Source organism: Nonomuraea sp. NPDC003214 (assembly GCF_053590035.1).
Map to the genome: position 1 here is coordinate 650,870 of NZ_JBSFSX010000004.1, position 17,406 is coordinate 668,275.

Below are 17,406 nucleotides of genomic sequence, written 5' to 3' on the forward strand. Positions count from 1 at the left end.
AGGGGGCCGGATCACCTCACCGCCTGCTCCTGGACGGCGGGTTCGGCCTGGCAGGCGCCGGAGGCGCGGAAGGGTTCGGCGAGCTGGGCCGGATAGGCGGTGGGGTAGTCGGGTTCGGCGGCCATGCCGAGCTGGCCGGAGGTGAAGCGGCGGGCCGGGTCGTAGGAGAAGGTGCCCAGGAGGTGGTCCCAGGCCAGGGTGAACAGGCCGAAGTTGACGTCCCCGACGCCGGGCCGGACACCGGCCGGGATGATCGCGGCCCGGGCCCGATGCTGACCGCCGTGCCGGTCGGTCAGCATCACCTCGCCGTCGAGCACCAGCAGGACCTGCACTGCGGCGTGTGCGTGCGGTTCGGCCGGCCCGATCGTGCCGGTGACGGCGAGCAGGCCCGGGGCGGCCGTGGCCGTGCCCGCCCGGTCCGGCGATGATCGGGAGGGGGGCGGACGGCGATCCGCCAGGGTGTTCACTCCTGGTTCCTGATGAACTCGCGCAGCCAGTGGAAGCTCGCCTTCTCCGTGCGGACCTGGGTCTCGTAGTCGACGTGGACGAGCCCGAACCGGGCGGCGTACCCGCGGGCCCACTCGAAGTTGTCCAGCAGCGACCAGCAGAAGTAGCCGCGCACGTCCACGCCGTCGGCCATCGCGGTGCGGATGGCGGCCAGGTGGTCGCGCAGGAAGCCGACCCGGCCGGTGTCGTCGAGGGTTCCGTCGTCGCCGTAGCCGTTCTCGGTGATGAAGATCGGCGGCAGCGCCGGATAGCGCCGGGCCAGGCCGAGCAGGGTCTCGTGAAGCCCGTGCGGCTCCATCGGCCAGCCCAGCCCGCTGGTCGCCGCCCCGTCCGGGGTGACGCTGCGCACGCCCAGGTCGAAGGCGGAGCGCAGTGCGGGGTCCGCCTGCTGGTACGGGGCCGCGGCGGCGTGGATGCGGTAGTAGTAGTTGACCCCCAGGAAGTCCAGCGGGGCGCCGATGACGTCCAGGTCGCCCTCGCGGCGGAAGGAGAAGTCGCTGATCGCGCCGAAGACCTCCGCCATGTCGGAGGCGTAGGCGCCGAGCAGCAGCGGGTCGGTGAACTGCCGGTTGACCAGCAGGTCCATCTTGCGCGCTGCCTCCGCGTCGGCGGCCGAGCCGGTCGCGGGCACGGTGGGCGACATGTTGAGCGTGATGCCGACCTGCTGCCCCGGCCGTGCCCGCGCCCGCAGCCTGGCCACCGCGAGGCCGTGGCCCAGCAGCAGGTGGTGGGCGGCGGCGAGCGCGCCGTGTCCCTCGCGGGCGCCGGGCGCGTGGCGGCCTTCGGCGTAGCCGACGATGGACGAGCAGTACGGCTCGTTCAGCGTGATCCACCGTGTCACCGTGTCGCCCAGCGCCTCGTGCGCGACCTCGGCGTAGTCGGCGAAGCGCGCGGCGGTGTCGCGGGCGCGCCAGCCGCCGCGGTCCTCCAGCGCCTGGGGCAGGTCCCAGTGGTAGAGGGTGACGTACGGCTCGATGCCGCGCTCGCGCAGGGTGCCGGCGAGCTTCCGGTAGAAGTCGAGGCCGCGCTGGTTCACCCGGCCGTCGCCGTCGGGCATGATCCTGGGCCAGGCCAGCGAGAAGCGGTAGGCCCCGGCGCCGAGCCGGTCCATCAGCTCCACGTCCTGCGGCCAGCGGTGGTAGAAGTCGCAGGCGTGCTCGCCGCTGTCGCCTCCGGCCACGGCGCCGGGGACGCGGCAGAACGTGTCCCAGATGGAGGGCCCGCGCCCGTCGGCGGCCACGGCGCCCTCGATCTGGTAGGCGGCGGTGGCCGTGCCCCACACGAATCCAGGGGGAAAGGCGGTACGTTCCCGGGTCATCCCTTGATCGCTCCTGACATGATTCCCCCAATGATCTGGCGGCCCAGCGCGGCGAAGACGGCCACGATCGGCACGATGGCGAGCACGGTGCCGGTGAGCACGAGCGCGTAGTCGGTGGTGTAGCCGCTGGCCAGGCTGGAGAGCGCGACCTGGACGGTCGGGTTCTCCGGGGTGAGGACGACCAGCGGCCAGAAGAAGTCGTTCCAGGCCTGCATGAAGGTGAACAGCCCGAGCACGGCGGCGGCCGGGCGGGCGGCGGGCAGCACGACGTGCCAGAACAGCCGCAGCGTGCTGCACCCGTCGATGCGCCCGGCCTCCAGCAGCTCGTCGGGGATGGCGCTGGACAGGTACTGGGTCATGAGGAACACGCCGAACGCGGTGACCAGGCCGGGCACGATCACCGCCTCGAGCCTGCCGGTCCAGCCGAGCTCCGCCATGAGGATGTACAGCGGGATGATGCCGAGCTGCTGCGGCACGGTGGTGGTGGCGATGGCCATGACGAGCAGCACGTTGCGCCCGCGGAAGCGCAGCTTGGCGAAGGCGAATCCGGCCAGCGTGGAGAACAGCACGACCGAGACGGTGACCGAGCTGGAGACGAGGACGGAGTTGAGCATCGCCTGCCCGAACGCGGTGGTGTCGAAGACCCGGGCGATGTTCTCGAACAGGTGGCCGCCGGGGGTGAGGACCGGCGGGACGCTGGCGATGGCGTCGTTGTCGTGGGAGGCCACGACCAGCGACCAGTAGACGGGGAACAGCGAGCCGAGCAGGACGGCGATGAGCGCGGCGTAGGTCCAGAACCCCGCTCCTTGGGGATGGAAGCGGCGTCGGACGGCGGTGACGGCGGCCATGTCAGCTGCTCCTGATCCTGCGCGTGATGGCGAAGTTGACGAGCGCCATGACCACGATGATCATGCAGAGGGTCCAGGCGATCGCCGAGGCGTAGCCGAACTCGTACAGGCTGAAGCCCTGCTCGTAGAGGTAGAGGCCGACGGTCTGGAACTGGCGGTCCGAGCCGCCGGTCGGGTTGCCGGTGCCGGCCTGGAACAGCAGCGGTTCGGCGATGATCTGGAAGCCGCCGATGGTGGACACGACGGCGGTGAAGATGATCGTGGGGCGGAGCATCGGCACGGTGATCCTCCGGAACTGGGTGAACTGGCTCGCGCCGTCCAGCCGGGCCGCCTCGTACAGGTCCTCGGGGATGGTCTGCATGGCGGCCAGGTAGATGAGGGCGTTGTAGCCGGTCCACCGCCAGATGACGATCAGCGAGATCGCCACGTGCGACGAGAGCGTGCCGGCCTGCCAGTCGATCGGATCCAGGCCCACCAGTTCGAGGGCCCAGTTCACCATGCCGAAGTCGCGGCCGAAGAGCTGGGCGAAGATGATCGTGACCGCGACGATCGAGGTCACGTTGGGCAGCAGCACGCCCATCCTGAACAGCGTGCGGGCGCGCAGCCTGCGGTTGAGCATGTGGGCGATGAACAGTGCGGCCAGCAGCTGGGGCACGGTGGACAACAGCCAGATGCTGACGGTGTTGAACAGCGCGTTCCAGAAGTAGTCGTCGGCCAGCAGGTCGGCGTAGTTGGCCAGGCCCACCCACTCGTGGGCCGGGTCCAGCAGGTTCCAGTCGGTGAGGGAGACGTAGGCGGTGTACAGCAGCGGGAACATGCCCACCAGGCCGAACAGCAGGAAGAACGGCGCGATGTACAGGTACGGCGAGCCCTTGACGTCGAGCTGGTAGGCCCAGCGGCGCCGGGGCCCTGATCTGACGGAGGTCATGGTCGGCTCCTCGGGGGGCGGGTGGTGACGGCGGGCCCTGACCGCCCGCCGTCACCGGCTTTCACAGGTCGGCGAGCGTCACTTGCTGATGCGCTCGACGTCCCCGAGCATCTGCGTCCACGCCTCGGCGCCGTCCTGCTTGCCCTCCTCCACGCGGTTGATCGCGTCGCGGATGGCCGTCTGGATGTCGCCGGCCCTCGGGCCCTGGTACTGCGGCTTGAGATTGCGGGCGGCGGTGGTGAAGATCTGGCCGATCGGCGCGTCGTTGAAGAACTCGTGCTTGAGCCCCGTCACCTCGGGCTTGTCGTACGTGGCCACGGTCGAGGGCAGGATGCCGTGCTTGGTGAACACCTCGATCTGCTGTTCGGGCGCCGTCAGCCAGGCGATCAGCGCCACGGCCTCCTTCGTGTGCTTGCCCTGGGCGGGGACGGTCAGGTACGAGCCGCCCCAGTTGCCGCCGCCGCCCGGGATGGCGGCCACGTCCCACTGCCCGGCGAAGGCCTTGCCCTGGTCCTGGATCTTGGCGAGCATCCAGGCGGGGCAGGCGATGGTGGCGAACTGGCTCTTGGCGAAGCCGGTGTTCCAGGCGGGCGAGCTGCCCACGAGCTTGGCCGACTGGCCGTCGGCCACGGCCTCGAGCACCTGGTCGTAGGCGGAGCGGATGGCCGGGTTGGTGGCGACCACGACGTTGTCCTGGGTGTCGTAGTAGCCGGTCTCCATCTGGCCGACCATCGCGTTGAACACCTGGGGGCCGCCGTCGAAGAACGCGGCGCCTTCGGGCTTCTTGGCGGTGTAGCGCTTGCCGGTCTCGAAGTAGGACGTCCAGTCGGGCCAGAGCTTGGCGACCTCGTCACGGCCGGTGGGCAGCCCGGCCTTCTCGAACAGGTCGCGGCGGTAGCACATGGCCAGGCCGCCGACGTCGGTGCCGTAGCCGATCTGGGCGCCCGACTTGGCCAGCGACGCCTCCCACTTCCACGGCAGCCAGCGGTCCTTGAGCTGGTCGGCGCCGTGCTGGCGCAGGTCGGCGAAGTGCTGGGGCTGGTTCCTGAACTGGGCGATGAAGCCGGTGTCGATCGCCTCGACGTCGGCGGCGCCGCTGCGGGTGGCCAGGTGCGCCGCGAGGTTGCGGTGGTGGTCGTTGTACGCAGACGTCCTTTCGACGATCTTGATGTTGGGGTGGGCGGCCTCGTACTTGGCGTAGAGCTCCTTGAAGCCCATGTTCCCGAACAGGTTGAGCGTCAGTGTGATCTTGCCGCCGGTCGGCGTGGAGCCGGCGGAGGGGGAGCCGCCGCAACCGGCGGCGAGCATGCCGATGACCAGCGCTCCGGCGGCGAGACGGGTTCGTCCAGCAGACACCTGGGACTCCTTCGAAGGGAGAGAAGGGGTGACTGCGAGATGCGATGAAGGCCGAGCCCCGCGGCAACGGTGCGGCATCGGCCTGTTAGAGCGTCATCTCACCTACTGCTGCCACCGCCTGTCAAGTCACAGAAACGTCACGTGTCGGAAATCGACGGTGATTGATTGACAGGGGATGGACCCTCACATAGGTTTCATGCAACCGGTTACATGAAACCGGTTTCAGCGAGATGCGATAGCGTACGTCCGTGGCAACGATTCGAGAGCTGGCGCGCCTTTGCGGGGTGTCACCGGCGACTGTCTCCCGCGTGTTCAACAACCCCGAGGTGGTGAACGCCCAGACCCGCGAGCTGATCCTCAGCACCGCGGCACGCATCGGATACCTGCCCAACGAGTCGGCCCGCACCCTGGCCACCAAGAGGTCCCACATGGTGGGCCTCATCTGGGACACCGACCACCGCCGCCCCGGCTGGCGGCACCCGTTCTTCCAAGAGATCCTCATCGGGCTGAAGACCGCGCTGAGCGAGCGCGGCTACCACCTGCTCATGCTCGCCACCAGCGAGGACGGCACGCCCGACAGCTTTCTCCGCGCCGTGCGCAGGCACAACCTCGACGGCGTGGTCTTCATAGACAACGGCAGAGCCGACCCCTCGCTCCAGCCGCTGGCGGAGTCGGAGGTGCCGTGCGTCTCCCTCGACCGGCCCGTACGGGGACCGTGGACCACCTACGTGACCTCCGACAACGTGGGCGGGGCCCGTGAGGCGGTCCGCCACCTGCACGCGAGCGGGCGCCGGGCCATCGCCACCATCACCGGCCCGGCCGGCACCAGGCCGGGCGCCGAGCGGCTGCGCGGCTACCTGGACGAACTGGCCGCGCTCGGCCTGGCGCACCGGCCGGAACTGGTCGTCGAGGGCGACTTCTACCTGTCCGGCGGCTACACCGCGATGCGCGCCCTGCTGGAGCTGGAGGAGCGGCCCGACGCGGTGTTCGCCGCGGGCGACGAGATGGCGATCGGCGCGCTGCGGGCCGTGACCGAGGCGGGGCTGAAGGTGCCCGAGGACATCGCGCTGGTCGGGTTCGACGACATCGAGCTGGCCGCCCTGGTGCCGCCGGGGCTGACCACCGTGGCCCAGGACAAGGCGGGCTTCGGGACGGCGGCGGCCGCGGCGGTCATCACGATGATCAACGAAGGCGCCGCCCCGGCCCCGCGGATCCTGCCGACCTCCCTGGTCGTCCGGGGCTCCACCGGGTAGACCTCGGGCGGGCGGCCGTCATCCCTGTGATGGGGAAGGGCCGTGGGGCCCAAGATCACCGGTAGGGTTCGCCGGGAAGCGAAGGAGCCCGTGACGTGTCATCCTCAGCCCCGTGGGCCTGGCCGGCGGCCATCGCCGCCGCGAGCTACCCCACCTGGGACGCCTGGAAGAGCTGGTTCGACCGGTCCTCCCTGTACGTGGCGGCCAGTCTTCACGAGGAACACGACGCGAGCGATTACGACGGGGGCTTCACCGAGGGCGTCATCCGCTGCGTACGCCCGTACGACGCGATCGACCGCTCGCCGTTCCTGCCGTTGCGCGACGACCTCGCCACGCTCACCGAGCTGGCGATCGTCTGGGCCGTGCCGGTGGTGGCCGTGCTGGTCGCCCTCGTGCGGCGGCGTTCGGCGACGGCGGGACCGCGTGCCGCCGGGGTGCTGGCGCTGGTCGCGCTCGTCCGGCCGCTCTCGGCCGACTACCGGGGGGACGGCATCTGCTCCGGCTCGCTGCCGGTGTTCGGCGCGGAGTGGTTCTGGGCGTTGCCCGGCGGCTGGGGGCTCTGGGAGCTGTGCCTGCTGGTGGCGGCCCTGCTGGTGCTGCTCGCCTGCGGCTCCCAGGCGCCGCCGGTCCCGGGGCGGCGGGCGGCGGCGGCGGTCCTGGACGTCCTGGTGGTGTGGGGGCTGGTGGCGCTGGCCCCGCTCCTCACCGGGGACGACTCCCTGCGCGTCGGCCTGCTGAGCCTGCTCCGGTTCGACGGCCTCCGCGACGACCCCGCCCGGCTGCTGGTGCTCGTGCTGCCGGCCGGCTACCTGCTGTGGCGGCAGGCCCGGCGGCGTAAGGGGGAGGTGGAACGCCTTGACGGGCTGAGGTCCTAGAGGCCGAGGAGGGAGAGGGCCTGGTGGCCGGCGGGGCCGAGCCAGGTGGCGATGGCGGTGATGGCCTGGATGACCGCGAGGCCCGCTCCGGCGAGGGCTCCGGCGTGTTCGAGGGTGGTGGTGAACGCCTGGAGGTGGCGGCCCATGCGGCCGGGGTCGGGGGAGGGCTGGGCGGCTTCGTGCTCCAGCGCGGTCAGCTCGGTCTCGGCGGTGCGGTGCTCGGCGGGGGTGAGCCGCAGCTCGTCCAGGGCGCGGCGCAGGGTGCCGAGGTCGGCACGGAGCGCGGTGGCGGGGTCGGTGTGCAGGTCGCGGCCGGCGATCTGCTGGTGGCCGTGGATGTTCAGGTTGCCGCTGCCGGCGTTGACCGGGCCGCGTACGTCGCCGAACCGGAAGGTCTCGCCGCTCATCGGGCGCCGCCTCTCTGCCGCCGCCGCCCTTTACGGGGCTCGGTCCTTTTGCGGGCGGCTTTCGCCATGGACAGGCCGAGGGCGGCGAGCAGTCCGCCGCCGAGGAACAGCGCGAATCCGGCGGGCGCCGACGGTATTCCGGACACCAATTCCTGTGCGAAAGGATCGTCGAGGAGTTTTCCGGAGAATCCGCTGAAGATGACCCCGGCGAAAAGCGCGAATCCCAGGAGTGACACGCACGCGCCGAGGACGGCGATGCCGCGCCCGGGGCCGCGTCCCTGGAACACCTCGTCCCACGGGTCGTAGTCGTCGGTGACGTGGACGGCGTCGCCGTAGATGTCGCCCCCGGCGATCTGCTGCCTGCCGCCCACGTTGAGGTGGCCGCTGCCGGCGTTGACCGGCCCGGCCACGTCGCCGAAGCGGTGGCCGTAGTCCGGCTCGGGCTCTTCGGCCTGCATGAACCGCAGCGTGGCGAAGCCGATGCGGACCTGGTCGCCGTCGCGCAGCACGTGACCGGAGGTGAGCTTGCGGCCGTTGACCCAGGTGCCGTTGAGCGAGCCGAGATCGCTGATCACGGTGCGGCGGCCGTCGTTGTCGATGGAGGCGTGGCGACGGCTGACCCCGTCGTAGTCCAGCTGGATGCCGGCGCCGTGAGCGCTGCCGATCTCGGTGTGACCGGTGAAGATTTCGAAACTCGCGCCCGCCATCGGCCGGCTGGTGACGACCAGGCACGGCTGAATAGCGTCATTGTAGGACATATGCACCCCCTTTTGCGGTCAGCGCGATAAGCTTCCAGCCCGCAAATACTGCGTCGACAGTATTCGGGAGGTAACAATAACCTACTCCCCGGCTCAACAACCCATTCGATAAATCCCCTTTTATCGGCTGATAGTGGGAAATGTCGATCAGGCTTTCCCGCCGTCCGCCGCGTACGGCCGCAGGGTCTCGGCCAGGTCGTCGCGCAGGGCGGCGGCCAGGGTGCCGTCGCCGGACAGCGCCCACACGATGAGCGTCCCGTTGTAGGTGACCTGCACGGCGCGCGACAGCGCCGCCACGTCGGTGCCGGCGGCGAGCTCGCCCGCGGCGACGGCGTCGGCGAGCAGGGCGGCGATCTCCCGCCGCATCCGCCGGGCGTGCTCGGCGGCGTGCTCGCGGAAGCCGGGGTCGGTCAGGTCGAGCTGCAGGAAGCCGAGGCTGCGGGCGAGCTCGTGGGGCGTGGCGACGCCGGAGGCGAGCTCCTCCAGGGCGGCGTGCAGGGCGGCCAGCGGCGCCGGGTGCTCGCCCCTGGCCCGCTCGAAGGGGGCGGCGACGGTGCGGGCGGAGTGGGCGGCCACGGCGAGCAGCAGCCCGCGTTTGGAGCCGAACCGCTGCACGAGCGTGGCCGCCGCCAGCCCCGCCTCGCGGGCGGCTGCGGCCAGCGTGAAGCCCTGCGCCCCGTGCCGGCCGATGGCCCGGGCGGCCGCCTCGAGGATCGCCTCGTCGCTGGTCGTGCGGGGTCTGGCCATGCCGCTCCTTCGTCCGGGTTTGTAAATGAGCATACATTTACTAATGTGGTGCGCATGACTTCATGGACCGATGTCGAAGCCGCGGCTCCCGAGCTGGCCGCGAAGGTGCGGCGGCTGCTGGAGGCCCAGCGGCACAAGGTGCTGGCCACCCTGCGCGCGGACGGGTCGCCCCGGGTGAGTGGCACCGAGACGCAGTTCCGCGACGGCGAGCTGTGGATGGGGTCGATGCCCGGCGCGGTCAAGGCGCTCGACCTGCGCCGCGACCCGCGCATGGCGCTGCACGTCGCCACGCCGCCCGAGCCGCCGGGCGGCGGCGTCTGGGAGGGCGACGCGAAGCTCGCCGGGCGGGCCCAGGAGATCACCGACGAGGCGACGCTGGCGGCGTTCGAGCTGCCGGGCACCGGCTCGCACCTGTTCAGGATCGAGGTGACGGAGATGGCGCTGACCCGGGTGGAGGGCGACGAGCTGGTCATCGACATGTGGCACCTGGGCAGTGGCGTCCGCCAGGTCCGGCGTAAGTGATCTACTTTGTAAAGGCGGTCAGTGGACGGAGAACCCGCCGTCCACGTACAGCATCTGCCCGGTGACGAACGCCGAGGCGTCGCCCGCGAGGAACACGGCGGCGCCGGCGAAGTCGGCGGGCACGCCGTTGCGGCCAGTCATGTGGCGGGCGGCGAGCTGTTCGACGCGGCCGGGGACGGCCTGGGCCGGCTCGGTGAGCGGGGTGAGCACGAAGCCGGGGATGATCGTGTTCACGCACACGCCGCGCGGCGACCACGCCTCGGCCTGGGAGCGGGTCAGACCGCCGATGGCGGCCTTGGCGGCGCCGTAGACGCCGCTGTCGCCGAACGCGCTGACGGTCTGCTGGGAGCCGATGTTGATGATGCGGCCCCAGCCGCGTTCGGCCATGCGGGGGCCGTAGTGCTGGCCGAGCAGGTACGGGGCGGTCAGGTTGACGGCGATGGTGCGGTCGTAGTCGTCCTCGGTCAGCTCGGCCATGGGCTTGCGGATGTTGTTGGCGGCGTCGTTGACGAGGATGTCGATCTGCCCGGCCTGCTCGCACACGCGGCGGACGGCGGCGCGCTCGCCCAGGTCGGCGCTGATGGCGGTGGCGCGGACGCCGTGGCCGGCGAGCCGGTCGAGGGCCTTGTCCAGTTCGGGCTGCCTGCGGGCGACGATGACGAGCTCGGCGCCGGCCCGGCCGAGGGCTTCGGCGATCTCGTAGCCGATGCCGGAGCTGCCGCCGGTGACCAGGGCCCGGCGGCCGTCGAGGGAGAACAGCTCGCGCAAGTAGTCGGACATGGCCGAAGAAGCTAGCACGGCGCGGGCGCCGGACCGCCGGGCGGGGCGGCCGGGCGCGGTGAATCTACTTTGTAAAGGCGCCCGGCCGGTACGGCGAACCGCGATCAGCCCTTCCGGACAACCTCGACGAGGCTGGTGAGGCTGTCCCGGTCGCGGCCGGCCGCGACGCCGCGGCGGAAGAGGTCCAGGGCCGCCGCGGGGAGCGAGGCGTCGACGCCGGACTCCTCGGCGGCGCGCACCACGTGTTCGAGGCTGGCCACGGCCATGGAGAGGGTCTCCACGTCGCCCGCGTGGTTGCCGGCGTCGATGCGGGGCGCGTAGAACTCCAGGAAGTAGCGGAAGTCGATCGTCTTGAGCGCGCGTGGCAGGAAGTCCTGCGCCGAGATGCCGTTGGCCTGTGCCAGCGCCTGTCCGTGCAGGTAGCCGGTCAGGCCGATCCAGAACATGTCGATGCCGATCTGGTAGTACAGGGCGGCCAGTCCGGGGTCCTCGCCGAGGTGGTCGATGCCGGTGAGCGTCTCGAGGGCGGCCCGGTGGGTCTCGATCGCCTCCGCGGGGCCGCTGTAGTAGGTCATGGCGCCGGGGGTGCCGATGCCGGGCGGGGGTACCTGGACGCCGCCGGTGAGCTGGACGGCGCCGTGGCGGGCGAGCCAGGCGGCCGCCTCGCGGGCGCGGGCGGGGGTGTCGGAGGTGAGGTTGGCGACGGTACGGCCGGCCAGGGCGGCGGGGGCCTGTTCGAGGATGGCGTACACGGCGGTGTAGTCGGTCAGGCTGAGCACGACGAGGTCGTTGGCCCGCAGCGCGTCCTCGACGGTGGGGGCGAGGCGGGCGCCGCGGGCGACGAGGGCGTCGGCCTTGGCGGGGGTGCGGTTCCAGACGGTGAGGTCGTAGCCCTGGTCGAGGTAGGTGGTGGCCATGGCGTGGCCCATGGGGCCCAGGCCGATCACGGTCACGGACTTGGCGGTCATGAAGGGACTCCTCTGGCTAAAACGAACGTTCTATTCAATGAGGAGGACCCTAGCACGACTAAAACGAGCGTTCTACTCAGTAGGATGGCGGCATGACGACGACGCACGAGCTCGGCACCCGGGAGCGGATCGTCCGGGCCACCTCCCGGCTGATGCAGCGGCGGGGCTACGAGGCGACCGGGCTGAAGCAGATCTCCCAGGAGGCGCGGGCCACGCTCGGCTCCGTCTACCACTTCTTCCCCGGCGGCAAGGCGGAGCTGGCGGTCGCGGCGGTGCGCCACGGCGACGAGGAGTTCGCCGCCTTCCTGCGTGAGGTCCTGGACGAGGCGGACGACCCGGCGCAGGCGATGATCGTGTGCGCCGAACGCCTCGCGCAGGGGCTCAGCGACTCCGGCTGGCTGGACGGGTGCCCGATCACCACGACCGCGCTGGAGAGCTCCGGGCGGGCGCCCGACATCCAGCGCGCCGCCGACGAGGCGTTCGCCCACTGGCGTGCCGTGGTGGCGGCCAGGCTGCGCCGGTCGGGGTTCGCCGACGACGTGGCGGCCGACCTCGCGCACACGGTGGTCAACACGCTGGAGGGCGCCGAGATGTCCGCGCAGGTGTCGCAGAGCCGGACGCCGCTGCTCGTGGCGGGCAGGCACCTGGCCCGGCTGATCGACTCCTACCGCTGAGGCGCCCTCCCGGTCACTAGGCGGGCAGCCACGTGGTGAGCGCCGTCATCAGCAGGTCGGGGGCCACGTCGTGGTCCTGGCCGGGCAGCTCGCGCAGCGTGGCGTCGGGCAGCACGGCGGCCAGCGCCGTGGCGGCGCCGGCGAGCCAGGGGCCGCTCGCGCCGCCGTACATGACGAGGGCGGGGACGCCGACGCCGGCGAAGCGGTCCAGGGCGGCCGGGTCGCCGCTCTGGGTGTCGCCCATGACGGCGGCGTCGTGGGCGAGTGAGGGCGCGAGCCGTTCCATGCCGGCCCAGAACGGTTCGGCGCGCATCGGGGCGACGGCCTCGGCGGGGAACCCGGCGGCCTCGACGAAGAACTGGGCGAGCGCGTCGCCGGGGCGGCCTTCGGCCAGGGCGCGCTGGAGGCGTTCGCGGTAGCCGGGGCCGAGCGGCGGGCGCGCGCCGTCGACGACGAACGGGGGCTCCCACAGGGCGAGCGCGGTGATCGGCAGCCCGGCGCGTACGGCTTCCAGGGCCAGGACGGCGCCGGAGGACAGGCCGAGCACGGCGGCCTTGCCCCCGGCCAGGTCGATGAGGGCGGCGACGTCGGCGATCTCGGCCGCGACGGCGTCGGCGGCGGGCAGGGCGGGGCCGGCGGGGCCGCTGGCGCCGCGCCCGCGCCGGTCGTAGGTGATGACGGTGTGCCGGTCGGTCAGGGAGCGGGCGAGGATGCCCTCGGTGGGGTGGGAGTCGCGGTGCGCGAGGGCGCCGTTGACGACGACCAGGGCGGGGCCGGAGCCGATCACGGTGCAGGCGATGGGGGTGCCGTCGGCGGAGGTGACGGTGTCGTTCACGGGGGTCTGTCCTCTCTGCGGGGCGGTTCGACGCGGGCGGGTGCTTCAGCGGGGTGGTTCGATGAGGGCGCCGGCGCGCAGGCAGGCGGCGAGGGCGCGGGGGTCTCCGGTGCGGGTGTAGACCTCGGCCGCGGTGTCGGTGAACTTGATGACGTGCTCGTCGGCGTGCGCGACGGCCCGCTCCACCACGTCGGCGGCCCCGTCGGAGTCGGTGGGTGCGCCGGGCAGCGTCTCGGCCGGGGCTGGGCGCGCGGGGGCGTAGGCGGAGAAGATCGCGGCGGTGGTGGTCCAGATCGCGGTCAGGCTGGGTTCCCACAGCTCGGGCGGGAGCGCGGGCAGTGCGTGCAGGACGGCGTTGGGGGCGGTGGCGGTGTGGACGAGCAGGACGGGCGCGCCGTGGCCGTGGGTGAGGTAGCGCAGGGTGGCCGCGGTGACGAGGTCGGCCAGGCGGGCGCGTACGTCGTCGGGGGTGGCGGCGGGGCGCAGCGCGGTGACCGTGGCGTCCCAGCCGGGCAGGCCGGGAAGCTGGCCGAGCCGGTCGGCGACGTAGCCGCTCTGGTCGGGGATGCGGGGCAGGGCGTCCAGGGCGGCGTGCGGGTCGAGCGTCCCGGAGGGGCGGCCGACGGCGGGCACGGGATGGGAGCGGGCGGCCCAGAAGGCCAGGCCGTGGGCGAGTTCGCCGAGCGGGGCGGGGCCTTCGGCGCCGGCCAGGAGGGCGCGGGTGGCGTGACCGACCCTGATGACGCCGTGGGTGGTGCCGGCCAGGACGCCGGGCAGCAGGCGGGCCCACCAGGTGGCGAGCACGTCGCGCCAGGGCTGTTCGGCGAGCAGGCGGGTGAAGTACGCGGTCCAGTCGCCGACGCGCCGTCCGTCGCCGAGCGCTTCGGCCCAGGTGGCGTCGTCGATGTCGGCGGTGCGGCCGGGAAGGTCGTCGAGCCGGTCGAGGTAGCCGGTCATCCAGCGGTCCACGCGGTCGGCGTGGCCTCGGCGCACGAGCACCTCGACGGCCATCGGGCCGTGGTTGGTGAGCTGGTTCTCGCCCCATTCGGGGCCGGTGCGGTGGAATCGTGCGTAGGCCTCGTTCAGTACGTCGCCGGCCACGGTGGTCTCCTTCGTCCTCGTCCGGGGTCGTGGAGATCAGTATGTGCCGGGGTGGTGGTGCGGGACATGCGTGGTGGCCACGGATTCACCACGCATGCCCACTGATCGGCCACCTATGGTCGATGTGCCAGGCGCTCCCAGAAGGCCAGGTTGTGGAGGGCATCCTGGTCGTAGCTGCCGACGCCGCCGGGGACCGGGGCCAGGCCCAGTCGAGATCGCTCATGATCGCCGCCACGGTCTGCGCGGGCCGCCCGCGGGACGGGTACGTGGCCGCGATCGCCGCGGCGTCGTCGCCGAAGAGGTCCCGCAGGCCCTGCTGGTCTTCCTGCTCGGTGAGACCGGGGAAGATCAGCGTGGTGAACGGCGTCCCCTCGTCACGGGTGATGCCGGTGAGGATCGGCACGCGGTGGAAGCGGCCCTGCGCGAACACGGTGGCGGGATCGGCGGGCACGGCGTTGCCGTAGCCGGGGAGGAGGAGCGGCTGCTGCGCGAGCGGCGTAGGGGATGCCCTGGAGGTCCGGTGGTCGCGGGCGGTCTCGCCTCGCACCAGGCCCGTGTCCGTCCTGTCATGCCGCGAGCCTGGGGATGGCGGCGGGATGAACCTGGATACGCCGTTCGGCTTGCCGCGGACACGCGGAAAGGGGTAGGCTCGATCGCTCAGAATGGCGACAGCCTACAAAACCTCCTGTTAGGAGTGTATCACAGAATGGCGAATCGTCAAGATGCTCTTGCGGAAGCCCTTGACACCGAGCAGGGTGTCGTCTCGGCGCTCTACGCCAGGCTGGACGAGGCCCGCCGGCGGACGGCGGAGCTGCTGCGCGACGTGTACGGGCGTGACGCGGGCGGGTCGCGGCAGGCCAGGGTGGAGCGCGAGGCGCTGGCGGCCGAGCAGGCGCGCCGGCTGGCGCAGCTCAACGCGGTCGAGCGCGGCCTGTGTTTCGGCCGGGTCGACGACCGGGCGGGGCGCACGACGTACGTGGGGCGGATCGGGCTGCGCGACGAGGAGCACGAGTCGGTGCTGATCGACTGGCGGGCGCCGGCGGCCCGCGCGTTCTACCTGGCGACGGCGACCGATCCGGGCGGGCTGGTGCGGCGCCGCCATCTGCACACGCGGGACCGTACCGTCGTGGGGCTGGACGACGAGGTGTTCGACCTGGAGGGGATGAGCGACGGCGACCGGCGTTCGCTGGTGGGCGAGGCGGCGCTGCTGGCGGCGCTGCGCCGGGGCCGGACGGGCCGGATGGGCGACGTGGTGGCGACGATCCAGACCGAGCAGGACCGGGTGATCCGCTCGTCGCTGCAGGGCGCGCTGGTGGTGCAGGGCGGGCCGGGCACGGGCAAGACGGTGGCGGCGCTGCACCGGGCCGCCTACCTGCTCTACACCCACCGTGACACGCTGGAGCGGCGCGGCGTGCTGGTGGTGGGGCCGAACGCGATGTTCCTGCGTTACATCAGCCAGGTGCTGCCGGCGCTGGGCGAGACGCAGGTGGTGATGGCGACGCTCGGCGAGCTGTTCCCGGGCGTGCGGGCGACGGCCGCCGACGCGCCGCGCGCGGCGGCGGTCAAGGGGGACGCGCGGATGGCGGAGCTGGTCGCGGCGGCGGTCCGCGACCGGCAGCGGGTGCCGGACGGCGACCTGGAGGTGGTGGCCGACGGGCTGACGCTGCGGGTGCCGGGCGAGGTGTGCCGGCGGCTGCGCGAGCGGGCGCGGGCGGTGCGGCTGCCGCACAACATGGCGCGCAAGCTGTACGTGACCGAGCTGCTGAAGGAGCTGGCCCTGGCCGAGGCGCGGGCGCTGGAGGCGGGGCTGCGGCTGGCGGAGATGGAGCTGGAGGATCCGGAGCTGCTCGAGCCGCTGGACCTGGAGCGTGACCTGGACGAGGTGGACGTGGCGCTGGCCTCGCGGCGGCTGTGGGCCGAGCCGGCGGTGCGGCGGGCGGTCGACGCGCTGTGGCCGGAGCTGACGCCGCAGCGGCTGGTCGCGGAGCTGCTGTCCTCGCCGGGGACGTTGCGGGCGCTGGCGCCGGCGGGGCTGGACTGGCGGGCGCTGGTGCGCCCGCCCGAGGCGGGGTGGACGGTGGGTGACGTGCCGCTGCTGGACGAGGCGGCCGAGCTGCTGGGGCGCGACGACTCGGCCGAGCGGGTGGCGGGCCGGGCGGCGCTGGAGGAGCGGCGTGAGCAGGAGCTGTACGCCTACGAGGTGCTGGCGACGACGGGCCTGCTGGACGAGGGCGTGTTCAACGAGGCGGCGATGCTGGCCGACCGGCATGACGGCGGCGGTGACGATCTGACGACGGCGGACCGGGCGGCGGCCGACCGGACGTGGGCGTACGGGCACGTGATCGTCGACGAGGCGCAGGAGCTGTCGGCGATGGCGTGGCGGATGGTGATGCGGCGGGTTCCGGCCAGGTCGCTGACGGTGGTGGGCGACATCGCGCAGACGGGGTCGGCGGCGGGCGCGCGTTCGTGGGGCGACGTGCTGGATCCTCATCTGGCGGGCCGGTGGCGGGTGGAGCGGCTGGAGGTGAACTACCGGACGCCGGCGCAGATCATGCGGGTGGCGGCGCGGGTGCTGCGGGCGATCAATCCGGGGCTGCGGCCGCCGGAGTCGGTGCGCGAGGGTGACGCGCCGCCGCGGGCGGTGCGGTGCGGCCTGGCGGGGGTGCCGGCGCTGGCGGCCGAGGAGCTGGCGGCGATCGGCGAGGGCCGAGTGGGCGTGCTGGTGCCCGACGCGCTGCGGGAGCGGGCCGCGGAGCTGTTCCCGGGCGGCGACCTGGACGCGCCGGTGGTGGCGCTGACAGTGACGCAGGCCAAGGGGCTGGAGTTCGACGCGGTCGTGGTGGTGGATCCGGCGGGCATCGCGGGGCAGTCGCCGATGGGGTTGCGGGACCTGTACGTGGCGCTGACGCGGGCGACGCGGCGGCTCACGGTGGCCTACGAGGGCGAGCTGCCGGAGGTGCTGTCCGGCCTGACCGAGAAATCTACAATGTAAAGGGGGCCTGCCGGGGCGATTCCACGGAATCGCCCCGGCACAACAACCAGTCAACGACGGGGGAGCCTCACTCCTTGTAGAGCTTCTCGGCGACCTCGCGCAGGCGGGTGGTGACGTGGTCGAGGCAGCGCAGCGTCTCGGTGTCGAGGTGCTCCATGATGCGACGGTACTGGCGCAGCCCGACGTTGTTGATCTCTTCGACGAGCTTGGCGCCGGCCTCGGTGAGCTCGACGCGGCGTACGCGGCGGTCGTGGGGGTCCTCGTGGCGGCTGACGAGTCCGTGGGCGACGAGGCGGTCGACGAGGCCGGTGACGGTGGCGAGGGCGACGCCGAGGTGGTGGGCGAGGTCCTGGCCGGTGGCGGAGCCGTTGACGGCGACCAGCATGATCACCTTGAGCTGGCGCATGGTGAGGTTGGAGGTGAACAGGGGGGATTTGTGCTGGGCGAAGACTCGGCCGAGGCCGCGCTGGGTTTCGGAGATCCGCTGGATCAGGTCTTCGCGTTCGTCGTTCACATACACCTCTCGGTTCCTGAGAA

General features: G+C 72.3%; 19 protein-coding genes. 5 read left to right on the top strand and 14 right to left on the bottom strand.

The genetic code is table 11. The features are described from left to right. Nucleotides 1-11 precede the first annotated feature (11 nt). The 5 genes from ACWDXC_RS15245 to ACWDXC_RS15265 all read right to left on the bottom strand — a co-directional run bounded on the left by ACWDXC_RS15245 (nt 12) and on the right by ACWDXC_RS15265 (nt 4,957). Entirely contained in the window at nt 12-467 is a 456-nt protein-coding gene (locus ACWDXC_RS15245) for a hypothetical protein (RefSeq protein ID WP_449981832.1), read from the bottom strand. Then, complete coding sequence (locus ACWDXC_RS15250) at nt 464-1,825, bottom strand: GH1 family beta-glucosidase (protein ID WP_449981834.1); 1,362 nt, start codon at nt 1,823-1,825, stop codon at nt 464-466. The genes ACWDXC_RS15245 and ACWDXC_RS15250 overlap by 4 nt, the downstream gene beginning before the upstream one ends. Next, entirely contained in the window at nt 1,822-2,673 is an 852-nt protein-coding gene (locus ACWDXC_RS15255; protein WP_219517198.1) for a carbohydrate ABC transporter permease, read from the bottom strand. The genes ACWDXC_RS15250 and ACWDXC_RS15255 overlap by 4 nt, the downstream gene beginning before the upstream one ends. A 1-nt stretch (nt 2,674) precedes the next feature. Further along, nucleotides 2,675-3,601 (bottom strand): carbohydrate ABC transporter permease, encoded by a 927-nt coding sequence (locus ACWDXC_RS15260; protein ID WP_219517199.1) that lies wholly within the window; start codon nt 3,599-3,601, stop codon nt 2,675-2,677. A gap of 78 nt (nt 3,602-3,679) precedes the next feature. Beyond that, nucleotides 3,680-4,957, bottom strand: a complete 1,278-nt coding sequence (locus ACWDXC_RS15265) for an ABC transporter substrate-binding protein (RefSeq protein ID WP_449981837.1) — start codon at nt 4,955-4,957, stop codon at nt 3,680-3,682. A gap of 248 nt (nt 4,958-5,205) precedes the next feature. Between ACWDXC_RS15265 and ACWDXC_RS15270 the strand changes: the two genes are divergently transcribed. Further along, entirely contained in the window at nt 5,206-6,210 is a 1,005-nt protein-coding gene (locus ACWDXC_RS15270) for a LacI family DNA-binding transcriptional regulator (RefSeq protein WP_449981839.1), read from the top strand. A gap of 95 nt (nt 6,211-6,305) precedes the next feature. Further along, entirely contained in the window at nt 6,306-7,085 is a 780-nt protein-coding gene (locus ACWDXC_RS15275; RefSeq protein ID WP_449981841.1) for a hypothetical protein, read from the top strand. Here the strand turns inward: ACWDXC_RS15275 and ACWDXC_RS15280 are convergent. The 3 genes from ACWDXC_RS15280 to ACWDXC_RS15290 form a co-directional block, all read right to left on the bottom strand. Next, entirely contained in the window at nt 7,082-7,492 is a 411-nt protein-coding gene (locus ACWDXC_RS15280; protein ID WP_449981843.1) for a DUF5955 family protein, read from the bottom strand. The two genes, ACWDXC_RS15275 and ACWDXC_RS15280, sit on opposite strands and share 4 nt — an antisense overlap. Then, nucleotides 7,489-8,250: an FHA domain-containing protein gene (locus ACWDXC_RS15285; RefSeq protein ID WP_449981845.1), complete on the bottom strand. Its 762-nt coding sequence runs from the start codon at nt 8,248-8,250 to the stop codon at nt 7,489-7,491. The genes ACWDXC_RS15280 and ACWDXC_RS15285 overlap by 4 nt, the downstream gene beginning before the upstream one ends. A 147-nt stretch (nt 8,251-8,397) precedes the next feature. After that, complete coding sequence (locus tag ACWDXC_RS15290) at nt 8,398-8,997, bottom strand: TetR family transcriptional regulator (RefSeq protein WP_449981847.1); 600 nt, start codon at nt 8,995-8,997, stop codon at nt 8,398-8,400. Between the two features lie 54 nt (nt 8,998-9,051). Between ACWDXC_RS15290 and ACWDXC_RS15295 the strand changes: the two genes are divergently transcribed. Next, nucleotides 9,052-9,519, top strand: coding sequence for a pyridoxamine 5'-phosphate oxidase family protein (locus ACWDXC_RS15295; protein WP_449981849.1), 468 nt, complete (start codon nt 9,052-9,054; stop codon nt 9,517-9,519). An 18-nt stretch (nt 9,520-9,537) separates the two neighbouring features. Here ACWDXC_RS15295 and ACWDXC_RS15300 read toward each other — a convergent pair whose 3' ends face one another. Together ACWDXC_RS15300 and ACWDXC_RS15305 are read right to left on the bottom strand one after the other, a co-directional pair. Beyond that, nucleotides 9,538-10,299: an SDR family NAD(P)-dependent oxidoreductase gene (locus tag ACWDXC_RS15300; protein ID WP_449981851.1), complete on the bottom strand. Its 762-nt coding sequence runs from the start codon at nt 10,297-10,299 to the stop codon at nt 9,538-9,540. Between the two features lie 104 nt (nt 10,300-10,403). Further along, nucleotides 10,404-11,267 (bottom strand): NAD(P)-dependent oxidoreductase, encoded by an 864-nt coding sequence (locus tag ACWDXC_RS15305; protein WP_449981853.1) that lies wholly within the window; start codon nt 11,265-11,267, stop codon nt 10,404-10,406. Nucleotides 11,268-11,359: 92 nt separating this feature from the next. Between ACWDXC_RS15305 and ACWDXC_RS15310 the strand changes: the two genes are divergently transcribed. Beyond that, nucleotides 11,360-11,941 (top strand): TetR/AcrR family transcriptional regulator, encoded by a 582-nt coding sequence (locus ACWDXC_RS15310; protein ID WP_449981855.1) that lies wholly within the window; start codon nt 11,360-11,362, stop codon nt 11,939-11,941. Nucleotides 11,942-11,957: 16 nt separating this feature from the next. Here the strand turns inward: ACWDXC_RS15310 and ACWDXC_RS15315 are convergent, their stop codons facing one another. From ACWDXC_RS15315 to ACWDXC_RS15325, 3 genes are all read right to left on the bottom strand, one after another. Further along, nucleotides 11,958-12,776, bottom strand: coding sequence for an alpha/beta fold hydrolase (locus tag ACWDXC_RS15315; RefSeq protein ID WP_449981857.1), 819 nt, complete (start codon nt 12,774-12,776; stop codon nt 11,958-11,960). Between the two features lie 45 nt (nt 12,777-12,821). Beyond that, nucleotides 12,822-13,877, bottom strand: coding sequence for a hypothetical protein (locus tag ACWDXC_RS15320; RefSeq protein ID WP_449981859.1), 1,056 nt, complete (start codon nt 13,875-13,877; stop codon nt 12,822-12,824). Between the two features lie 85 nt (nt 13,878-13,962). Continuing rightward, the gene (locus ACWDXC_RS15325; RefSeq protein ID WP_449981861.1) at nt 13,963-14,424 is read right to left on the bottom strand and encodes a hypothetical protein; all 462 of its coding nucleotides are present in this window, start codon (nt 14,422-14,424) and stop codon (nt 13,963-13,965) included. A 159-nt stretch (nt 14,425-14,583) separates the two neighbouring features. On the opposite strand from ACWDXC_RS15325, the gene ACWDXC_RS15330 reads away from it, so the two are divergent. Beyond that, entirely contained in the window at nt 14,584-16,869 is a 2,286-nt protein-coding gene (locus ACWDXC_RS15330) for a HelD family protein (RefSeq protein ID WP_449981863.1), read from the top strand. Between the two features lie 67 nt (nt 16,870-16,936). On the opposite strand, the gene ACWDXC_RS15335 is transcribed toward ACWDXC_RS15330, so the two are convergent. Next, nucleotides 16,937-17,383 (bottom strand): MarR family winged helix-turn-helix transcriptional regulator, encoded by a 447-nt coding sequence (locus ACWDXC_RS15335; protein ID WP_449981865.1) that lies wholly within the window; start codon nt 17,381-17,383, stop codon nt 16,937-16,939. Nucleotides 17,384-17,406: the final 23 nt, after the last annotated feature.